The following is a 19773-nucleotide window of genomic DNA, read 5'->3' on the forward strand; positions in this document are numbered from 1 at the left end:
GAGAACTCATGGATGAGAACAAGCAGTGGCAGAAGCTGGCTGCGGAGTTTCTAGGAACCGCCTTCCTCGTTTTCGTCGGCGTTGGCTCAGTGCCCGCGACGTTCATCTTGAATGGCGATGAGCCGTTCACCATGGCGAGTCTCGGAATCATCTCGTTCGCGTTCGGTCTGATCGTTGTCGTGACGGTCTATGTCTTCGGCTACATCTCCGGCAACCACATCAACCCCGCCGTCACGATCGGCCTCGCTGTCGCTGGCAAGTTCGCGTGGCGTGAAGTTCCCGGCTACCTCATCGCTCAGCTCCTCGGTGCAACCGCCGGTGCCTTTGCGATCGTCGGCGTTCTTGGCCAGGCCGCGGTTGACGCCGGTCTTGGCGTCGCCGCCTACAACCCCGACACGATTCCCGTCAGCCAGGCATTCTTTGCCGAGTTCGTCGGAACGTTCCTCCTCGTCTTCACCGTCTTTGGAGTCATCCACCGCAAGGCAGCCCCCGGCTTTGCCGGACTCGCCATTGGTTTCGTCGTCTTCGCCGCCATCATTCCCGTTGGCCCGATCACTGGCGCATCCATCAACCCCGCCCGTACCACTGGTCCGATGCTCGTTCAGCAGATCATGGGCGGCGAAGTGGCGTGGGAGCAGCTGTGGGTCTACCTCGTAGCTGAACTGCTCGCTGGTGTGCTTGCCGCACTTGCTTTCGGTTTTATTTCCAAGACCAACGCCGACAACGAGACCCTCACTGAAGCACTCACGGAAGAGAAGGCCAAGTAATGAAGAAACTGATCAATACCCCCGAATCGGTACTCGCCGACGCGCTCGCCGGAATCGACGCCGCGCATCCAGAGCTCAAGGTCGACCACGTCAACCGCGTGATCTACCGCGCAGAACCCACTCGCGCTGGCAAGGTTGCGCTGATCTCTGGTGGCGGCTCGGGCCACGAACCGCTTCACGGCGGCTTCGTTGGCTTCGGGATGCTCGACGCAGCGTGTGCCGGCGAAGTCTTCACCTCGCCAACCCCCGACCAGATGCAGGAAGCCACCAAGGTTGCTGACTCTGGTGCTGGCGTGCTGCACATCGTCAAGAACTACACCGGCGACGTCATGAACTTCGAGATGGCTGCCGAAATGGCCGAAGCGGAAACCGGAGTGAAGGTTGCCTCTGTCGTCGTCAACGACGACGTGGCTGTTCAGGACTCGCTCTTCACGGCCGGACGCCGCGGCGTTGGCCTCACGGTATTGCTCGAAAAGATCGTCGGCGCAGCAGCTGAAGAGGGACAAGACCTCGCCGCGGTCACCGCACTGGCACACCGCATCAACGACTCCGGCCGCTCCATGGGTATGGCACTCACCAGCTGTACGGTTCCCGCCGCGGGCAAGCCGACCTTCGATCTGCCCGACGACATGATGGAAATCGGCGTCGGCATCCACGGAGAACCCGGTCGTCACCGCGAAAAGCTCGCGGATGCGGCATCCATTGCTAAGCAACTGGTCGACCCGATCTTGGCCGACATGGACTTCACAGGATCACCAGCCATTGTGATGATGAACGGTATGGGCGGCACCCCGCAGATCGAGCTGTACATCATGTACAACGAGGTCGCGAAGCTGCTCAAGGCTGCTGGAGTTGAGGTTGTGCGCAACCTCGTCGGTGACTACATCACGAGCCTTGATATGGCCGGATGCTCGGTCACGATCCTTAAGGCTGACGAAGAAATGTTGAAACTATGGGATGCCCCGGTGAACACCGCCGGGCTCCGCTGGGGAGTCTAAGAACTATGTCTACAAGCACCATCTCTCTCGACCAACTGATCGCCTGGCTTTCGCGGTTCCGCGATCTCGTGACCGAGAAACAGAGCTACCTGACCGAACTCGATTCGGCCATTGGCGACGCTGACCACGGCTCCAACATGGTCCGCGGCATGAACGCAGTGGTCGAGAAGATTGGTGCAGAGCCCGCGACCGCCGCCGACGCACTGCTGAAGTCTGTAGGTATGACTTTGGTGACGTCCGTCGGCGGCGCGAGCGGCCCGCTCTATGGCACTCTCTTCCTGCGCATGGGCGTGAACGCTGGCCCCGTGGCTGAACTCGACGCTGCCGCCCTCGGCGCAGCACTGCGAGCCGGTCTTGAGGGCGTAGTGGCACGGGGCAAGGCTGAAGCGGGCGACAAAACTATGTTCGACGCGATCGCACCCGCGCTTGACGCGTGGGATGCTGCTGTCGCTGACGGCGCCGATGTTGCTGCGGCGGCATCCGTGGCTCTCACCGCTGCTGAGAAGGGGCGCGACGCGACCGAACCTCTCGTTGCCCGCAAGGGTCGCGCAAGCTACCTCGGCGAGCGTAGCGCCGGACACATCGACCCGGGTGCCACCTCGAGCACACTGCTGTTCCAGGCTCTCGTCGACACCGTTTCGAGCTGATCGTGATTGGCATTGTGGTCGTAAGCCACAGCCCTGCGCTCGCGCAGGCCGCTGTGGATCTCGCGCTTGAAATGGTGGGGGAGACCCCGCCGCCGATCGCGATTGCCGCGGGTGCCGGCGACGGCATCATCGGTACGGATGCCGTGAAAGTTGCTGCGGCAATCGACGAGGTAGCCAACGGCGAGGGCGTTCTTGTCTTCATGGATCTCGGCTCAGCGGTGCTCAGCAGCACCATGGCCACCGAGTTCATGACAACAACTGACGAGGTGCGGCTCACCGATGCGCCCTTCGTAGAAGGACTCATTGCCGCGATTGTTCTTGCGAATGCAGGGGCCTCGCTCGACGAGGTCGACCGCGAAGCGCGGGCAGCAATGGGCGCAAAGCAGAGTCAGCTTGCTGACCAGGGCGGTGCCCCTGACGGGGTTGATGCTCCTGCCGCTGAGACACCCGCTGCGGACGCTCCTGCTGCGGATGCTGTGTCAGCCGACCCTACAGAGGTCACCGCCGAAGCCCCCCTCGTGAACCCTGACGGACTGCACGCCCGACCGGCGTCTCTCATCGTTCAGGCGCTCGCGGGAGTGGATGCCAAACTCACGATCACCGACGTGACTGCGGGCAAGGGGCCGGTTTCGGGCAACAGCCTGATCGGAATCATGTCGCTCGGAGCTGCACACGACCACGTCTTGAAATTCACGGCAACCGGTGGTGCCGCCCAGCAGGCCGTCGACACTCTGGTCGCCATGACGGGCGAAGGCTTCGGGGAACTCGCCAGCTAGCGAATCCGCGGCGACGCCCGCGCGAGTTGTGCCCGCCTGAGCGTCGCCGGTCCGCCCGGCGGCGGCATCCGTCACGCTGACAGATCGATCTATTTTCGGTCCGCCGTCGCGGCTGTTGGCGCGCGGGCGGGTACGCTCACCGAGACATGAATCGCCAGCTCACTCTTCTCTTCGCCGCCTTCGAGGCGCTCCTCGTTGTCGCTATCGGGATCGCGATTCCGCTGGTCCCGCTGACGTTGCTGTGGGGCATCCACTACGGCTTGGCCATCGACTGGACAGTGTTCTGGCGTGCCGCCGTTGATATTTGGCTTGTCGGCCACGGCGTCGACATCACCGTTGTGCTTGATCCGACCGTCGCGAGCGCCGTTGGGTTGCCCGCAGCGAGCACGCCGGTCACGATCACCATGGCGCTGCTCGGGTTCGCCCTTCTGACTCTTCTGCTCGGCGTTCGGGCTGGTCGTCGGGTCGCCGAGACTCCCCACATGCTGCTGGGCACTCTCGCCTCGCTCGCCACCTTCGGCGCAACGTCGCTCGTGCTCACCTTGTCGGCTTTGCACCCGGTGGCGCGCCCCTCGCTGTGGCAGGGCACCCTGTTACCGACGGTGGTCTTCGCGGTCGGCCTGCTGATCGGCAGCCAGATCGTTTCGGCGGCGAACCCTGTGTCGGGAGGCATCCGACGCTGGATTGCTGGATGGCCAGCCCACGTACGCACGATCGTGGCCACCGCGCTGCGGGGCGGGGCGATCGCGGCTGCCGGTTTGCTCACGGTCGCGTCTCTCGTGACGACGCTCGCGATTGTCACGTCCTTCGCTGAGATCATCACGCTGTATGAAGGACTCCACACCGAGGTGCTGGGTGGCGTCGCCGTGACGATCGGCCAACTCGCGCTGTTGCCAAACATCGTGTTGTGGGCGGCAGCCTGGCTCGTGGGGCCCGGCTTTGCGATCGGAACAGGTTCCGCGGTCTCGCCGCTGGCCACCACCCTCGGGCCCATTCCTGCCATCCCCGTCTTTGGCGCCCTGCCGAGCGGAGATTTCGCATTCGGATTCGCCGGACTCCTCGCCCCCGTTGTTGTCGGCTTCCTGGTGGCAGCCGTGCTCGGGCCGCGTATCGCCGGAGAACTTCGTCGCCGCGAACTGGCCATCGTCGCGGTCGGGATCGGATTCACGGCCGCCACCATCATGGGGTTGTTGACGTGGGCATCCGCGGGATCTGCCGGTCCGGGACGACTCATCGATGTTGGCCCCCAGCCGTGGATTGTTGCCCTGTGGGCGTTCGTGGAGTTTTCGGTCGCAGCGGGGCTCGGTCTTCTGGCGTCCGCACGCCCGGAGCGCACTGACGACGGCTTCACTGAGCGCTAGGCTGGGTGCGTGCTCACACTCGTTGTCTTGATTTCCGGGGGCGGGTCTAACCTCGCCGCCCTGCTCGAAGCGGCCGAGAGTGCCGACTTTCCCGCCCGTGTCGTCGCCGTTGGCGCCGACCGCGTTGCTGACGGGCTCGACCATGCCGAGCATTACGGCATCCCCACGTTCTCGGTCGCGATGTCGAACTTCAAGAACCGCGACGAGTGGGGCGATGAACTGCTCGAGCAGATCCAATTCTGGAATGCCGACCTCGTCGTGCTGAGTGGCTTCATGAAGCTGCTGCCGCCGCGCGTCGTCGAGGCTCTTTCGCCCAACATCATCAACACTCATCCGGCCTACCTGCCGGAGTTCCCGGGAGCCCACGCGGTTCGCGATGCGCTTACTGCTGGGGCAACCCAGACGGGCGCCAGTGTTATCAAGGTCGACAACGGTGTCGATAGTGGTCCGATCATCGTGCAAGAGCGCGTTGCAATCGAGCCCGGAGACACCGAAGAACACCTGCACGCCCGCATTAAGCCGATTGAACGGCGCTTGCTCGTGCAGACGATCGAAGACATTGCCACCAATCGCATCAACCTAAAGGAACTCTGAATCCCATGAGCGGCCCCAGCCATAACCCAGCCGATTTCCGCGAACGCGATGTCGTTCCTATCCGCCGCGCCCTCATCTCGGTGAGCGACAAGTCGCGCCTCCTCGACCTCGCGGGTGCGCTTGCCGATGCGGGCGTAGAGCTCGTCTCGACCGGTTCCACGGCGAAGACGATCGCCGAAGCTGGTTATGACGTCACCGAGGTATCGACCGTCACGGGTTTCCCGGAATCGCTCGATGGTCGCGTCAAGACGCTGCACCCGTCCGTGCACGCCGGCATCCTCGCTGACCTGCGCCTCGAGTCGCACGAAGCTCAGCTCGCCGAGCTCGGCATCAAAGCCTTCGACCTCGTTGTCGTGAACCTCTACCCCTTCGTGGAGACGGTTGCCTCTGGCGCTGCTCCCGCCGACATCGTCGAGCAGATCGACATCGGGGGCCCCGCCATGGTGCGCGCCTCCGCCAAGAACCACGCCAACGTTGCCATCGTCACGAGCCCAGACAGCTACGACGAGATCATCGCCGCGGCAGCGGGGGAGGGCACAACCTTCGCGCAGCGTTACGCGCTCGCCTCCAAGGCTTTCGCTCAGACCGCCGCCTATGACACCGCTGTGTCGCAGTGGTTCCTGACCGGTGCGCTTCTCGGTGAGACGGATGCCGCGGCATCCGCCCCCACACTGCCGGTGCACCTCGAGGTTGCCGCCGACCAGCTCGCCGTACTTCGCTATGGCGAGAACGCCCACCAGCAGGCAGCCCTCTACGGTGTGGCCGCGCAGCCCGGAATCGCGCAGGCCACGCAGCTCGGTGGCAAAGAGATGTCGTACAACAACTACGTGGATGCCGACGCCGCTCTGCGCGCCGCCTTCGACCACGACACTCCCGCTGTCGCGGTCATCAAGCACGCTAACCCGTGCGGAATCGCCACTGCAGCCAGCATCGCGGAGGCTCACGTTTTGGCGCACGCCTGCGACCCGATCTCGGCCTACGGCGGAGTGATCGCGGCCAACGGAATCATCACGAAGGCTGCCGCTGAGTCGATCGCACCGATCTTCACCGAGGTTGTCGTTGCTCCCGGCTTTGAGCCCGAAGCACTTGAAATCTTGAAGGCCAAGAAGAACCTGCGCTTGCTGCAGCTGCCTGAGGGCTACGCGCGTGACAGCCGTGAGCTGCGCCAGATCTCGGGCGGCATGCTCGTGCAAGAACTGGATAAGCACTTCTCCCCGGCCTCCGCGTGGACGCTCGCTGCCGGCGACGCCGCCGATGCTGAGACTCTTGCCGACCTTGAGTTCGCGTGGCGAGCAGTGCGCGCCGTGAAGTCGAACGCTATTTTGCTGGCTAACGGCGGAGCATCCGTCGGTGTCGGCATGGGGCAGGTCAACCGTGTTGACTCGTGCCAGCTCGCGATCTCGCGGGCCGGTGACCGTGCCGCAGGTTCGGTTGCGGCCAGTGACGCGTTCTTCCCCTTCGCCGATGGCCTGCAGTTGCTGCTCGATGCGGGTGTGCGTGCGGTGGTTCAGCCTGGCGGTTCGATCCGTGATGAAGAAGTAATTGCGGCAGCGGTTGACGCCGGCGTGACCATGTACTTCACGGGTGAGCGCCACTTCTTCCACTAACAAATGTCGCCCGGTGTACGCCGGCTCTCTACGGGGAGCCGGCGTAGGGCAAACGCATAGAATCTTCCCGGTAGGTTGGGGCGCATGATCAGTGCACAACGGCGTATGGCCGCAGCTTTTATTTCCGGAATTGCCGTTGCCGGCACCGTCTATCTCGCAACCGGGCTGGCGTTCTTTACGTCGAACGGTGCCGCGGCAGAGAACCTGCCGACGATCGCCGAGTACTTCTTGCCGATGGCGCTTGTGCTCTTCTTGCTCTACTCGCTTGCGGCGGCGCTCGAGATTCACCGCTACTGGTACACGACCGCCGTGTCGGCTCTCGTGATCGGCATCGCCGCGGCCTTCTTCGGCACCGCCCTCGGCATCATTGCCTCGGGAGCCGAATGGAATCCCGAAGCGATGGCATTCATCTTGGCGAGCCTGCTCGGCACGAACCTCATCTTTGTCGTAGCCACGATCGTGACCGCACTCACGGTTGGTCGCCGCGTGTGGTTTGCCATGGTCGCCCGTGCCCCGCAGCCGACCCCCACGCTCACCGCTCTCGTTCGCGCCCCTTCCTCGCGCATGGCTGAGGGAGAACTCACTCACCTCGACCGTGTTCCCGTGGATGCCGAACTTGCTGATGCGCAGTGGGAGGCCTACGTTGCCGCCCTCAAAGACAACGGCTTCGAAGTAATCGAAGTGCCCGCCGACGACGATCTCGCCGATTCTGTTTTCATCGAAGACACCGTCGTGATGTTCGGCGAGGTTGCGGTGCTCACGAGCCCCGGTGCTGAGAGCCGTCAGGCCGAGATCGTTGCCGTGCGCACGAGCATCGACGACCTTGGTCTCGAACTCCACGAAATCACCGAACCCGGCACTCTCGATGGCGGTGACGTGCTCAAGGTTGGTTCCACGGTCTACGTCGGTCGCGGCGGCCGCACCAACGCAGAGGGCATCCGCCAGCTGCGGGCGATCGTCACCCCGCTCGGCTACACCGTGATTGCGGTGCCCGTGGAGAAGGTGCTGCACCTCAAGAGCGGCGTCACAGCCCTGCCTGACGGCACGATCATTGGGTACCCCGACCTCGTCGACAACGTCGACCTGTACGACCGCTTCTTGGCTGTTCCTGAGGCCGAGGGTGCTGCCGTTGTTGTGCTGTCGGATGACGCGGTTCTCATGTCGTCGTCGGCGCCCCAGACTGCTGCCCTCATCGAGAACCTGGGCTACCGCGTGGTTACCGTCGACGTGTCTGAGTTTGAGAAGATGGAGGGCTGCGTCACGTGCCTCTCCGTCCGCATCCGCTGAATTGAGACTCTGTCAAAAAATTTGTGGATAGTGATTGTGAAAGCGCCGGGGCGGGCATATTCTAAAAGGCTGTCTGCCCCGCGCCATTCACGACGAGGAGCAGCGGTTCACGGTCGCACACGACGCGACCCGCAGTAATCGCGATCCCTGAACGCAGGGATCCCTCTCGTCAAGGATCCATGGTGTCACCACAGTCTGACCAGCCAGAACGCGTCAAAGCGGTCGGCACTTTTACGGCTATCCGCCGGCTTTACCCCTACGCACAATCGGCCATGCCGTTCATCTACCTCGGCATGGCAGCAGCTCTCGCCGCCGGTATCGTTGCGCTGCTCATCCCGCAAGTGTTGCGCTCGCTCGTGGATGGGCCGCTTCAGTCGGGCGATTCAAGCCAGATTTGGCCCGCCTTCTTCATCGTTCTCGGGCTCGGCATTGTCGAGGCGATCATGATCGCGCTTCGTCGCTACTTCGTGCTCACGCCGGGAACCCATGTTGAAGCGCGCATGCGCAACACCCTCTACATGACCTTGCAGCACCTACCCGTGAGCTTCCACGACCGCTGGCCGAGTGGCCAGCTGCTGTCGCGCGCCGTCAGCGACCTCAACCTCATCCGCCGATGGTTGTCGTTTGGTCTCGTCTTGCTCGTGGTCAACGTGCTCACGATCATCGTGGGGCTGCTGTTCCTCGTGAACATCTCGTGGGTGCTCGGTGTGATCTTTATCGTCACGTCGATCCCGTTGTGGATCTACGGGTACGTCTTCGAAAAGAAGTACTCGATCGTGGCCCGCCGCAGCCAAGACCAAACCGGTGACCTCGCGACTGCTGTCGAAGAGTCGGTGCACGGCATCCGTGTTCTGAAAGCATTCGGGCGAGGAAAGCACGCGCTCGTCGGCTTCTCGGCTCAGGCCGAAAGCTTGCGTGGCACCGAGATTGAGAAAGCCCGCGCAATTGCCGGCATCTGGCTCTGGCTGCTGCTCGTGCCCGACGTCATGTTCGCGCTCGGACTTCTCGGCGGTGTGTGGCTCGTTGTCGAGGGCAACATCTCAGCGGGTGACCTGGTCGCGTTCTTCGCCACGGCCACCGTCTTGCGCTTCCCCGTGGAATCGATCGGCTTCTTGCTGTCGATGACGTTCGACGCGCGCACCGCCGCCGACCGTTTCTTCGAAGTCATGGACTCCGCAAACCCCATCACCGATCCAGAACACCCCGAAACCATCACGGATAGCCAGGGTCGCCTTCAATTCACGAACGTGCACTACCGCTACCCCGATTCACCCGCGAACGTTCCCGATCTCGTGAACGGTATCGACTTGAGCATTGAGCCGGGGGAGACCATGGCCCTCGTGGGGCTGACTGGCTCAGGCAAATCGACGATCACAGCCCTGACGACACGTCTCTACGACGTGACGGAAGGATCGATCAGCATCGACGGCGTCGACATCCGCAACCTCACTCTGATTGAGCTACGGCGTCATCTTGCGATGGCGTTCGAGGATGCCACGCTGTTCTCGTCGAGTGTGCGCGAGAACGTGCTCATGGGGCGCCCCGATTCCACCGAAGAAGAACTGCGCGAAGCGTTGAGCATCGCGCAAGCCGACTTCGTGTACGACCTGCCCAAGGGCCTCGACACCCTCGTCGGCGAAGAGGGCCTGAGCTTGTCAGGTGGGCAACGGCAGCGCCTCGCGCTCGCCCGCGCCGTTGCCGCGAAACCCGCGGTGCTCGTGCTCGATGACCCGCTCTCGGCGCTCGACGTCGATACTGAAGCGCTCGTCGAGGCCGCGCTGCGCAAGGTGCTGAGCTCCACGACCGCGCTCATCGTTGCTCACCGTCCATCGACCGTGATGCTCGCCGATCGCGTTGCTCTTCTCGAAGATGGCAAGGTTACCGCGGTCGGAAAGCACTCCGACCTGCTGGCCACCAGCAGTCATTACCGTTACGTCATATCCAGTCTTGAAGAGGAAGAGCAGGAGGTCAGTTCATGAGCGTGATGGGAACCTCCGGCGAAGAACGCAACGACTACACCAAGGACGAGAGCCGTCAGATTCGCCAGCGCTCGCTGCGCCTGCTCGGATCGCTGATCGCGCCCGTGCGCCTTCGTGTGGTTCTCACGATGGCCGTGGTCGTCGTGAGCACTGCCGCGCAAGTAGCTGGCCCCGCGCTGATCGCCTACGGCATCGACAACGCGTTGCCCGCCCTCATCGACGGCGAAACGTTGCCGCTCGTGCTCGTCGTCAGCGCCTACCTGTTCACGGGCATCGTTGGTGCATCGATGATTGCCTGGTACACCGTGCTGAGCGCGCGCGTGAGCCAAGCAATCCTGTTCGACCTGCGCAAACGCGTCTTCTTGCACACGCAACGCTTGAGCCTTGAATTCCACGAGAGCTACACCTCGGGGCGCATCATCGCGCGCCAAACAAGTGACCTCGATGCGATTCGCGAACTACTCGACTCGGGCATCAACCAGCTCGTGCAGGGTGCGCTCTACATGGGATTCATTGCTATCGCGATGTTCTCGCTCGACTGGGTGAGCGGCGTCATTCTGTTCTGCGCGCTCGTTCCGTTGGGCTTCCTCACGCGCTGGTTCCAGGTGCGCTCGCAATTGCACTTCCGTGAGACTCGCACGACTTCGGCCAAGCTCATCGTGCACTTCGTGGAAACCATGACCGGCATCCGTGCGGTGAAGGCCTTCCGCAAAGAAGAGCGCAACCGCGAACAGTTCGGCGGGCTGGTCGAGAACTATCGGGATGCCAACGCTCGCGTCATCCAATTGTTCGGAATCTTTGACCCGGGTCTGGTTCTCATCGGAAACGTTGCTCTCGCGATGATCCTGCTCGTGGGCGGCTTGCGCGTCTCGACTGGCGACCTTGCGATCGGTGCCCTGCTTGGTGCGCTGCTGTATGCCCGCCAGTTCTTTGCGCCCGCACAAGAGATGGCGATGTTCTACAACTCGTACCAGTCCGCTGCCGCGGCTTTGGAGAAGATTTCGGGAGTGCTTGAAGAGCGCCCGACCGTTGCTGACCCCACGACTCCCATTGACCTGCGCAAGGCCAAGGGAACCGTGACGTTCGACGGTGTGGAATTTGCCTACAACGCCGACAAAGTGATCCTGCCGAAGTTCGATCTTGAGCTGCCCGCCGGTCAGACGGTAGCAATGGTGGGAACGACGGGCGCCGGAAAGTCGACGCTCGCCAAGCTCATTTCGCGCTTCTATGACCCCAGCCAGGGCACCGTCTCGCTCGACGGGGTGGACCTGCGCAAGTTGCATCCGAAGGATCTGCGCCGTGCGATCGTCATGGTCACACAAGAGGCGTATCTGTTCTCGGGCAACGTTGCCGACAACATTGCTCTCGGCAAACCTGATGCCACCCGCGAGGAGATCATCGGTGCAGCGAAAGCAGTGGGCGCGCACGAGTTCATCGAGGCGCTGCCCAATGGGTACGACACCGACGTGAACAAGCGTGGTGGTCGAGTGAGTGCCGGGCAGCGACAACTGTTGTCGTTCGCGCGCGCGTTCATCGCCGACCCTGTTGTGCTGATTCTGGATGAGGCAACCGCGTCGCTCGATATCCCGAGCGAACGCCTTGTTCAGGCTGGCCTTCAGACGCTGCTCTCCGACCGCACCGCCATCATCATTGCGCACCGTCTATCGACGGTCGCAATCGCTGACCGCGTGCTAGTGATGGAACACGGTCGCGTTATCGAAGACGGCACCCCGCAAGAACTCATTTCGGGCTCCGGCAAGTTCGCGCAACTGCACGCGGCCTGGCGAGACTCGCTCGTTTAGGGGCGGTGTCGCGCTGACCGCAGGTCGACGCGATAGCTGCCGTCGGGCATCCATTTCAGCGGCGTTGATTCGGCCTCGTAGTGCACGAGTGCCCGGTCTTCGTGAGCGAGAGGTGGATGCCCGCCAGAACGGATGACGCGCCACCACGCCACGTCTGAGCCGTAGCGGGCCATCACGGTGCCGACTGCCCGCGCGGCTCGCGAGCCGATCGTGGCAGCTACCTCGCCGTAGGTCATCACGTGCCCCGGCGGGATCGACTCCACAACCTCGAGCACGCGGCTCACGAAGTCGTCGCTAGGAGCGGGCACGCTTAGAGCGTGTATTCGCCGAGCTTCTCGCCGTACTGAGTTTCGCCGACGACCTTAAAACCGACCTTGAGGAAGAACTGCTCCGGGCCGTCGTCGCCCTCTTCCCAAATGGCGGTGATGCGGTCGAAGCCACGGCTGCGTGCTTCTTCGCTGAGAGCCTTGACGGCGAAGCGGCCGATGCCCTGGCCCTGCTCGTCTCCGGCGACGCTGACCCGCCAAATGCAGCTGCGGAACTCTTCTTGCGACGCATTGTTGTCGAAATTGCCCCGGACGAATCCGACAACTTTGTCGCCCTCGAGGACAACGCGCGGCCACGACGTCAGCGGGTCGATGAAGGCGTCCGCGATCGCGTAGGAGGGCGGCGTAACGAACTGCTCCTGCCCGCGACGCAGCGACAGGTTGTTGGCAGCCACGATGGTGCTTGCCGATAATTCTTCAAGTCTTAGCTCACCCATGAATACAGGCTAACCCGCGGTAGACAGATGCGCCAAGGTATCTCGATGTCGAGATACATAGGAAAAAGAGTAAGCTGGAGGTGGCCACTAACTAAGGAGCAAAGCTTGTCCAAGATCAAGGTAGAAGGCACCGTCGTCGAACTCGACGGCGACGAAATGACGCGCATTATTTGGCACCGGATCAAGGAAACCCTGATCCACCCCTACGTTGACGTCAACCTCGAGTACTACGACCTCGGCATTGAAAGCCGCGACGCAACCGACGACCAGATCACCATTGATGCGGCTCACGCCATCCAAAAGCACGGTGTTGGCGTCAAGTGCGCAACCATTACCCCCGACGAAGCCCGTGTTGAAGAATTCGGTCTCAAGAAGATGTGGCGCAGCCCTAACGGCACCATCCGCAACATCCTTGGTGGCGTTATCTTCCGCGAGCCCATCATCATCTCGAACATCCCGCGTCTCGTACCGGGCTGGAACAAGCCGATCATCATCGGCCGTCACGCCTTCGGCGACCAGTACCGTGCCACTGACTTCCGCTTCAAGGGCAAGGGAAAGCTGACCGTCGAGTTCGCTCCCGAAGATGGTTCAGAGCCCATGAAGTTTGAGGTCTACGACTCCCCGGGCGATGGAATCGCTCAGGTTCAGTACAACCTCGATGACTCGATCGTTGACTTCGCTCGTGCCAGCCTCAACTACGGCCTCACGCGCAACTACCCCGTGTACCTCTCGACGAAGAACACGATCCTCAAGGCCTACGACGGTCGCTTCAAGGACATCTTCGAGGAGATCTTCCAGACCGAGTTCAAGGACAAGTTCGAAGCTGCCGGCCTCACCTACGAGCACCGCCTCATCGACGACATGGTCGCTTCGGCCATGAAGTGGGAGGGCGGCTACGTCTGGGCCTGCAAGAACTACGACGGCGACGTACAGTCCGACACCGTAGCTCAGGGCTTCGGCTCGCTCGGCCTCATGACCTCCGTTCTGGCCACGCCAGACGGAAAGGTTGTTGAAGCAGAGGCAGCTCACGGCACCGTGACGCGTCACTACCGCCAGCACCAGCAGGGCAAGCCCACCTCCACGAACCCGATCGCTTCGATCTACGCGTGGACCCGTGGACTGGCTCACCGTGGTGTGCTCGACAACAACCAGGAGCTCATCGAGTTCGCTTCGACCCTGGAAGACGTTGTCATCAAGTCGGTAGAGGGTGGTCACATGACCAAGGACCTCGCACTGCTCGTCGGACCGGACCAGAAGTGGGAAACCACCGAAGAGTTCCTCGACACGCTCGACAAGAACCTCGCCGCACGCCTCGCATAGTCTGCGTTTCGCGCGGTAACTGACTGGTTCACACCACGAGGTTTCAGGAAGGGCCCGAAAGCTTCGGTTTTCGGGCCCTTCCGCGTCTGCGCACCCGCCGGAAAACACCCAGCTGTCTCTCGTTATTCTTGAGCGGCGGGTGCTGTGAGGTGCCCACTCATGCAGAACGCGACAGCGTGCCAAGCGGTGCGCCGTGAGGAGGCAGCAGTGACCGTCGTCATAGCCGGATGTGGTGACCTAGGTATCGAGGCTGGGCTCCGCTTTGCGGCGCTGGGGCATCCTGTGCTGGGCCTGCGGCGTTCAGTCGAGAAGCTGCCGCCCGAGATCGCTGGGCAATCCGTGGACTTGTCTGCGCACGTGCCCACGCTTCCTGCAGATACCAGCGTCGTAGTGATTGCCGTCAGCCCCGATGAGCGCACGCGCGACGGCTATCTCGCTACCTATGTCGAAAGCGTGCGGAACATCGCCGCCGCTATTGAGCGAGACTGCGCTGCTGCGCCGAGGGTCATTTATGTCTCGTCCACCGCGGTCTATGGCGTCAGCGATGGCTCATGGGTCGATGAATCTACGCCGGCCACACCCGCCTCGCCGACCGCAACTGTCTTGCGAGAAGCCGAAGTACTGCTGCTCGAGAGCGTCGCTAACTCGACAATTCTGCGCTTGGCGGGAATCTATGGGCCAGGCCGCACCCGTCAGATCGACCGCATCCGTGAGGGGAACGAAACCTTAGCGCTCACCCCTTACTTCACCAATCTGATCCATCGGGATGATGCTGCAGCGGCTATCGTGCACCTCGCGACAATGGCCACATCGCCCGCCAGTATCTACCTCGGGGTAGACGACGAGCCGGCCGATCAACGCGAGGTCATCGGCTTTCTCGCCCGCAGTATCGACCGACCGGTGCCGCCGCCGAAGGCAGACGACGGCGCCAACGATGGCAGGGGCCGCGGCAAGCGTTGCCGCAATGACCGGCTGAAAGGCGCAGGCTTCTCGTTCGTGTACCCGAGCTACCGCGAGGGGTATGCGGCAGTGCTCAGGGGAGTGGGAACCCTTCATCGCTAACGTCTCCTGCTCATTCGATGAGGACCGGGAAAGCGACCTCAGTTCCCGCAGAACTCATCTAAACTCTCCTCACCAGATCTAAGGGGGTTCGCGTGGCAACAGCCAATCGCTCACGGTCATCCTCTCGCTCGGATGATGAGCTCATTGACACAGTAATCGGCGGCCGGTATCGCATCACAGATCTGATCGGCCGCGGCGGCATGGCTTCCGTCTACCGGGCCCGTGATGAGTCGCTTCCCCGGGAAGTCGCGCTCAAACTGATGCTGCCTGGCCTGGCAAATCCGGATGAGATCCGGAGACAGCGCAACGAGGTGGAGACTCTCGCGGCGCTCAACCATCACGCATTGGTCACTCTCTTCGATGCGGTCACCGAGACGGCTGAGACTGCGGATCGCGTCTTTCTCGTCATGGAGTTCGTGGACGGTCCCAATCTGCGTGAAGCGATGACGGCTCCTTTGCCGTCGCCATTGGTGGCCCACCTCGGAGCCGATATTGCCGAGGCGCTTCATTACATGCACGGTCGTGGCGTCGTGCATCGCGACATCAAGCCAGCCAATATCTTGCTAGCGCCTTCGGAACTTCCGGACCGAAAATTTCATTCGAAGCTTGCAGATTTCGGGATTGCACGTCTTGTCGATGGTGCGAAGATGACCTCGACGGGAACAGTCATCGGCAGTGCAAGTTACCTCAGCCCCGAGCAAGCACGCGGCAGTGACGCATTGGGACCTTCCGATGTCTATTCGCTCGGTCTCGTTTTGCTTGAAGCGCTCACGGGGCAGCGCGCGTTTCCCGGGAGCGCCGTCGAGACGATCGGTGCGCGCCTCAACACCCCACCCCGGGTGCCGGACGGTCTCAGCGCGGCGTGGCGAGAGATGCTGGTCACTATGACGGCACTCGATGCTGAACAGCGGCCGCTTCCGATGGATATCGCTGTCGCTTTGCGGGCGCTCGCCTATTCCTCTGAGGATGTGAACGACGCCGAAGGTGAACCCACCCGTTCGCTCGTTCCCTCGGAGAACGGGACAAATGAGGCAACGGGTCTCGAACCCACGAAGGCGTACGCCCGCGTGGAGACACAAGCAACCGAAGCGTGGCCTGCGCCGGAGGCCTCAGAATCTGCAACGGTATCAGCGGCAGCGGCATCATCCGCAGTGCCAGCGCCAGCGCCAGCGCCGAAGCGAAACCCCAGACTAAGTCGGCACAGCGCCAAGCGCCTCGGGATTGTGCTGGCTACCGCTCTCGTGCTCACCCTGGGTGTGGTCGCGTGGACAACTACTCAGAACCAACAGGCGACTCCGTCTGAACCGACGTCGCCCAGCTACCCGGTGGTTCCTGGCGAGCTTGGCACGCACCTCGAGCAGCTCCAAGAGAGCGTGGAGCCATGAATCTCAGAAATCTAACCCTCCCGCGCCGCATCGTCGCCGTCGGCGCTGCCCTCATGCTCGCCCTATCGTTGAGCGCCTGTGCGCCAACCTCACCGGACTTCGATCCCGACGCCGCGGCGCTGCTGCAGTCATCGGTTGCTGATGTAACTGATGCTGCCGCGGCGGGTGACCCCGTGGCAGCCCTGGCAGCCCTCGATGTTCTCCAAGAACAGCTCAACGAGAACACGGCGACTGGTGCCGTCGGGGCTGAGCAAAGTGCCCGAATCCAAGCGTCTCTCGACCTTGTACGCGCCGACCTTACGGCGGCGTTGCCTGACCCCTCGCCCGTTACCGATCCGGTGGACGAAGAATCAGACGAAACATCGAACGGCAACGGCAACAGCAACGGCAACAGCAACGGCAACGGCAAGGACGACGATAAAGAGAAAGACGACAAGGGCAACAAGAAGGATTAGGCGCAGTCTGTCGTGCGCGATTTTTGGTGCGCCGGCATCGGCTCCTTGCTCTCATCCAACGCTCGGCTAGTACTCGGCCAGCATTGAGGATTGCTCCCTAGCGTCGAAGGGCCAGTACAACTGCGCAACCTTCGACGAATTGGAGACACCATGTCATCTCATGCCCACGCAACAGCAGATCAGCTCGGCACCATCCGCTCCATCATGAAGAGCACACGCATCGCGATGCTCACGAGCGTGTCCGCGGATGGCGCGCTTCACAGCCACCCCATGACCGTGCAGGAGGCAGAGTTCGATGGCGACTGCTGGTTCTTGGCTTCCGCCGAGTCGGACACCGTTCAGCAGCTGCTCGCGAATCCTCACGTCAACCTCGCGTACGCGGGTTCGTCTGAGTGGCTGTCGCTGGCCGGCTCCGCCGAAATTGTCCGGGATGGCGTCAAGAAAGAAGCGCTCTGGGACACCTTCACCGACGTGTGGTTCGACGGCGGTGCGGAAGATCCTTCGGTGGTGCTGATTCACGTGAAGGCCGACTCGGCACAGTATTGGGAGAGCCCCGGCAAAGTGGCGACTCTCGTTAGCGTTGTCGCTGCGAAGGTAACCGGGGATGAGCCTCACACCGGGTCATCCGAATCGGTCACGATCTAGTTCTCCAACAACACGCGCTGAGAGGGACGAGGCTCTGATGAAACGACTGCCAGTATTGCGAAACGTTGACCGTCTAGAGGAAGCGGCCGCGCTCGATCCCGCTGTTGAGAAGACGCAGGGCGTCGTGGATGCAGTTCTTCGCCCGCGGTGGTTGCGAGACCTGCTGCATGGCGTTCCGCTGGGTCACCCCGTGCATCCGCTCGGTGTGCACGTTCCTCTGGGCGCGTGGATCTCGGCGGGCGTGCTGGATGCCCTGCCCGGAACCGAGAAGGCGTCGCGAGCACTCGTCGGAGTTGGTGTGCTGGGAGCGAGCGGAACAGCCGTCGCCGGCTTCGCGGATTGGTCGAAGCTCGACGAGAAGCAGCAGCGCGTCGGCATCGTGCATGCCGCGGTCAACATTGTGGCGACAGGATTCTTCGCGGCATCCTTCGTGCAGCGCTCGCGAGGAAAGCACACGAGTGGCAAGGTGCTGAGCTACGCGGGGCTGGCCATCGCGTCGGGCGGCGGCTACCTCGGTGGCCACCTGACCTACCGCCAAGCAGCGGGCGTCAGTCATGCTCCCGACGTCGAGACGACCTTCCCCAGCGGGTGGCAGCAGCTAGCGCCGCTCACTGAGCTTGCGGATGGCTCACTCGAGAAGCGCGTTGTCGCCGATACCGAGGTGGTGGTCTTCCGTCGCGGAGACCGCGTCTCCGTGCTCTCGAACACGTGCAGCCACCTCGGAGCCGAACTCCATGACGGGTACGTCGTCGGCGATGATTCCACCCCGGGCGGGGCGTGTGTGGAATGCCCCTGGCATCAGAGTGCGTTCTCGCTCGACACGGGTGAAGTCATCCACGGGCCAGCGACAAGTCCGCAGCCACGCTTTGAGAGCCGCATCGTGGATGGCACGGTAGAGATTCGGTTGCCGCTCTAGTCGAAGCGCAACCCGTCGGGGCGCGATCCGCGCAGAGCGAGCACGAGCACGATGAGGGCGCCGAGCGGGACGAGTGCGAGAAACGCCCACCCTCCCGAGAGGTTCGAGTCGTGGAGGCGCCGCACGGCAATGGCGATGCCGGGAATTGCTGTGAGCAACACCCAGCCTCCCGCGATGAAGGAGAGAAACACGAGCGCGGGAGAAGTGGCCGTGGTGGCACCGCTCCAGCTTGCGATGCTGAGAGTCGGATAGACCAGCGAGCCGAACGGGCCCACAGTGAGTTCAGTCACCATGGGGCGGCCGGCAATCAGAAGCGGCGCGACGACCTCCAACGCGGTGACCACGGCGATGTTCACGAGCATCCACCACCAGTATTCGCTGCGACTGGCGCGCCCGCGCATCCGGAACGAATGATCGAAGAACCGACGCATCGCGACTCGCATCGACGCCCCGAGGAGTGGTGCGCTCGCCGGCTCCATCGTGGGTGCTGCCGTGGCAGTGAAGGTCATGCCCACAGCTTAGGTGAGCGAATTTCGTTTCGTAAGTCTAGGACGACGGTTTTTTTTCGGAGGAGCCGGGCAAGGTGGGGGCTGGGTTTCCCGAGGTTGCTGCCATTTGCGTCGCATGCTCGAGGAGCACGTGCTTAAGCTCAGCCACCTGCTTCGTGAGATCCGTGACTTCGCGACGGGTAGCGACATGCGAGAGCTCGTCTTGAGCCGCCACTCGTTCCACGATCCAGGAGGCGAGGGTTGCGGTCACGACACCGAGCAGGGCGATTCCGGCCACCATCACGCCAGCGGCAATCACCCGACCGAGCGTCGTCGCGGGATAGATGTCGCCGTAGCCGACCGTGGTGATGGTGACGAACGCCCACCAGATGCCGTCGCCCAGATTGCTGATCTGGGTGCCGGTCACGCTGCGCTCGGTATCCAAAATGGCGAGCCCGGCGACAAACACGAGCAGGAGAGATGATCCGACCGCATAGGTGAGCACACCGCCGCGCACGGCGGTTCCCGCCCGTCGTTGCAGCACGTTCAGCAGAGTGACCAAGCGTAGGAGGCGCAGCGGGCGCAACATCGGCAGCACGACAACAAACAGGTCGAAGAGGTGCTTTCTGAACCAGAACCAGCGTCGGTCAGCCAGTACCAGATTCACGAGGTAGTCGGCCACGAATACCACCCAGGTGACGGCGATGATGATTTCGGCGACGAGCATGGCGGTGCCGTCGAGGTTGGCGATCACTTCCCACGCATACGCGATGAGGAAAATTACGGCGGCAACGGTGAGCGGAATATCCATGATCTGTTGCCAGCGCCGTTGAGTCATGGTGTCGAGCCTAGCGAGGCACAAGCGTCGTGCGGTGCAGGAAGCGGCTAAGGGGAGCCTGTGCTGGCTGGCTGGATGTCGCG

20 protein-coding genes are annotated in these 19773 nt (G+C 62.6%); 16 read left to right on the forward strand and 4 right to left on the reverse strand.

Annotation, left to right across the window (positions count from 1 at the left end):
• The first annotated feature begins 8 nt into the window (after window positions 1-8).
• The 10 genes from I6E51_RS04060 (at window position 9) to I6E51_RS04105 (ending at window position 11818) form a co-directional block, all read left to right on the forward strand.
• Window positions 9-767, forward strand: coding sequence for an MIP/aquaporin family protein (locus I6E51_RS04060; RefSeq protein ID WP_197218695.1), 759 nt, complete (start codon window positions 9-11; stop codon window positions 765-767).
• Window positions 767-1765, forward strand: a complete 999-nt coding sequence (gene dhaK / locus I6E51_RS04065; RefSeq protein ID WP_197109511.1) for a dihydroxyacetone kinase subunit DhaK — start codon at window positions 767-769, stop codon at window positions 1763-1765. The genes I6E51_RS04060 and dhaK overlap by 1 nt, the downstream gene beginning before the upstream one ends.
• 5 nt (window positions 1766-1770) lie before the next feature.
• A complete protein-coding gene (dhaL, locus tag I6E51_RS04070; RefSeq protein WP_197109512.1) occupies window positions 1771-2412 on the forward strand; it encodes a dihydroxyacetone kinase subunit DhaL in 642 nt (213 codons plus the stop codon).
• A gap of 2 nt (window positions 2413-2414) precedes the next feature.
• Window positions 2415-3188, forward strand: a complete 774-nt coding sequence (gene dhaM / locus I6E51_RS04075) for a dihydroxyacetone kinase phosphoryl donor subunit DhaM (RefSeq protein ID WP_197109513.1) — start codon at window positions 2415-2417, stop codon at window positions 3186-3188.
• A gap of 146 nt (window positions 3189-3334) precedes the next feature.
• On the forward strand, window positions 3335-4549 hold the full coding sequence (locus I6E51_RS04080; RefSeq protein WP_197106385.1) for a DUF6350 family protein: 1215 nt from the start codon (window positions 3335-3337) through the stop codon (window positions 4547-4549).
• A gap of 9 nt (window positions 4550-4558) precedes the next feature.
• Entirely contained in the window at window positions 4559-5143 is a 585-nt protein-coding gene (gene purN, locus I6E51_RS04085) for a phosphoribosylglycinamide formyltransferase (RefSeq protein ID WP_197106384.1), read from the forward strand.
• Between the two features lie 5 nt (window positions 5144-5148).
• Complete coding sequence (purH, locus tag I6E51_RS04090) at window positions 5149-6750, forward strand: bifunctional phosphoribosylaminoimidazolecarboxamide formyltransferase/IMP cyclohydrolase (protein WP_197109514.1); 1602 nt, start codon at window positions 5149-5151, stop codon at window positions 6748-6750.
• 84 nt (window positions 6751-6834) lie between these two features.
• Complete coding sequence (gene ddaH, locus I6E51_RS04095; RefSeq protein ID WP_304610921.1) at window positions 6835-8037, forward strand: dimethylargininase; 1203 nt, start codon at window positions 6835-6837, stop codon at window positions 8035-8037.
• Between the two features lie 179 nt (window positions 8038-8216).
• The gene (locus I6E51_RS04100; RefSeq protein WP_197106382.1) at window positions 8217-10016 is read left to right on the forward strand and encodes an ABC transporter ATP-binding protein; all 1800 of its coding nucleotides are present in this window, start codon (window positions 8217-8219) and stop codon (window positions 10014-10016) included.
• Window positions 10013-11818: an ABC transporter ATP-binding protein gene (locus I6E51_RS04105; RefSeq protein WP_197106381.1), complete on the forward strand. Its 1806-nt coding sequence runs from the start codon at window positions 10013-10015 to the stop codon at window positions 11816-11818. The genes I6E51_RS04100 and I6E51_RS04105 overlap by 4 nt, the downstream gene beginning before the upstream one ends.
• Here the strand turns inward: I6E51_RS04105 and I6E51_RS04110 are convergent.
• Window positions 11815-12126, reverse strand: a complete 312-nt coding sequence (locus I6E51_RS04110) for an MGMT family protein (RefSeq protein WP_197106380.1) — start codon at window positions 12124-12126, stop codon at window positions 11815-11817. The two genes, I6E51_RS04105 and I6E51_RS04110, sit on opposite strands and share 4 nt — an antisense overlap.
• A 2-nt stretch (window positions 12127-12128) precedes the next feature.
• Window positions 12129-12581, reverse strand: coding sequence for a GNAT family N-acetyltransferase (locus I6E51_RS04115; protein ID WP_197109515.1), 453 nt, complete (start codon window positions 12579-12581; stop codon window positions 12129-12131).
• Window positions 12582-12686: 105 nt separating this feature from the next.
• On the opposite strand from I6E51_RS04115, the gene I6E51_RS04120 reads away from it, so the two are divergent.
• The 6 genes from I6E51_RS04120 (at window position 12687) to I6E51_RS04145 (ending at window position 18364) form a co-directional block, all read left to right on the forward strand.
• The gene (locus I6E51_RS04120; RefSeq protein WP_197106378.1) at window positions 12687-13901 is read left to right on the forward strand and encodes an NADP-dependent isocitrate dehydrogenase; all 1215 of its coding nucleotides are present in this window, start codon (window positions 12687-12689) and stop codon (window positions 13899-13901) included.
• Window positions 13902-14108: 207 nt separating this feature from the next.
• Window positions 14109-14963, forward strand: coding sequence for an NAD-dependent epimerase/dehydratase family protein (locus I6E51_RS04125; protein ID WP_197110144.1), 855 nt, complete (start codon window positions 14109-14111; stop codon window positions 14961-14963).
• Window positions 14964-15055: 92 nt separating this feature from the next.
• Window positions 15056-16348, forward strand: a complete 1293-nt coding sequence (locus I6E51_RS04130; protein WP_197109516.1) for a serine/threonine-protein kinase — start codon at window positions 15056-15058, stop codon at window positions 16346-16348.
• The gene (locus tag I6E51_RS04135; RefSeq protein WP_197109517.1) at window positions 16345-16803 is read left to right on the forward strand and encodes a hypothetical protein; all 459 of its coding nucleotides are present in this window, start codon (window positions 16345-16347) and stop codon (window positions 16801-16803) included. The genes I6E51_RS04130 and I6E51_RS04135 overlap by 4 nt, the downstream gene beginning before the upstream one ends.
• A gap of 150 nt (window positions 16804-16953) precedes the next feature.
• The gene (locus I6E51_RS04140) at window positions 16954-17448 is read left to right on the forward strand and encodes a pyridoxamine 5'-phosphate oxidase family protein (RefSeq protein WP_197106374.1); all 495 of its coding nucleotides are present in this window, start codon (window positions 16954-16956) and stop codon (window positions 17446-17448) included.
• Between the two features lie 37 nt (window positions 17449-17485).
• A complete protein-coding gene (locus tag I6E51_RS04145) occupies window positions 17486-18364 on the forward strand; it encodes a Rieske 2Fe-2S domain-containing protein (RefSeq protein ID WP_197109518.1) in 879 nt (292 codons plus the stop codon).
• On the opposite strand, the gene I6E51_RS04150 is transcribed toward I6E51_RS04145, so the two are convergent.
• Both I6E51_RS04150 and I6E51_RS04155 read right to left on the reverse strand, forming a co-directional pair.
• On the reverse strand, window positions 18361-18873 hold the full coding sequence (locus I6E51_RS04150) for a DUF805 domain-containing protein (RefSeq protein ID WP_197109519.1): 513 nt from the start codon (window positions 18871-18873) through the stop codon (window positions 18361-18363). The genes I6E51_RS04145 and I6E51_RS04150 overlap by 4 nt on opposite strands.
• A gap of 37 nt (window positions 18874-18910) precedes the next feature.
• A complete protein-coding gene (locus I6E51_RS04155; RefSeq protein ID WP_197106371.1) occupies window positions 18911-19690 on the reverse strand; it encodes a potassium channel family protein in 780 nt (259 codons plus the stop codon).
• Window positions 19691-19773: the final 83 nt, after the last annotated feature.

It is taken from the genome of Salinibacterium sp. NSLL17 (assembly GCF_015864935.1).
Lineage (GTDB): Bacteria > Actinomycetota > Actinomycetes > Actinomycetales > Microbacteriaceae > Rhodoglobus.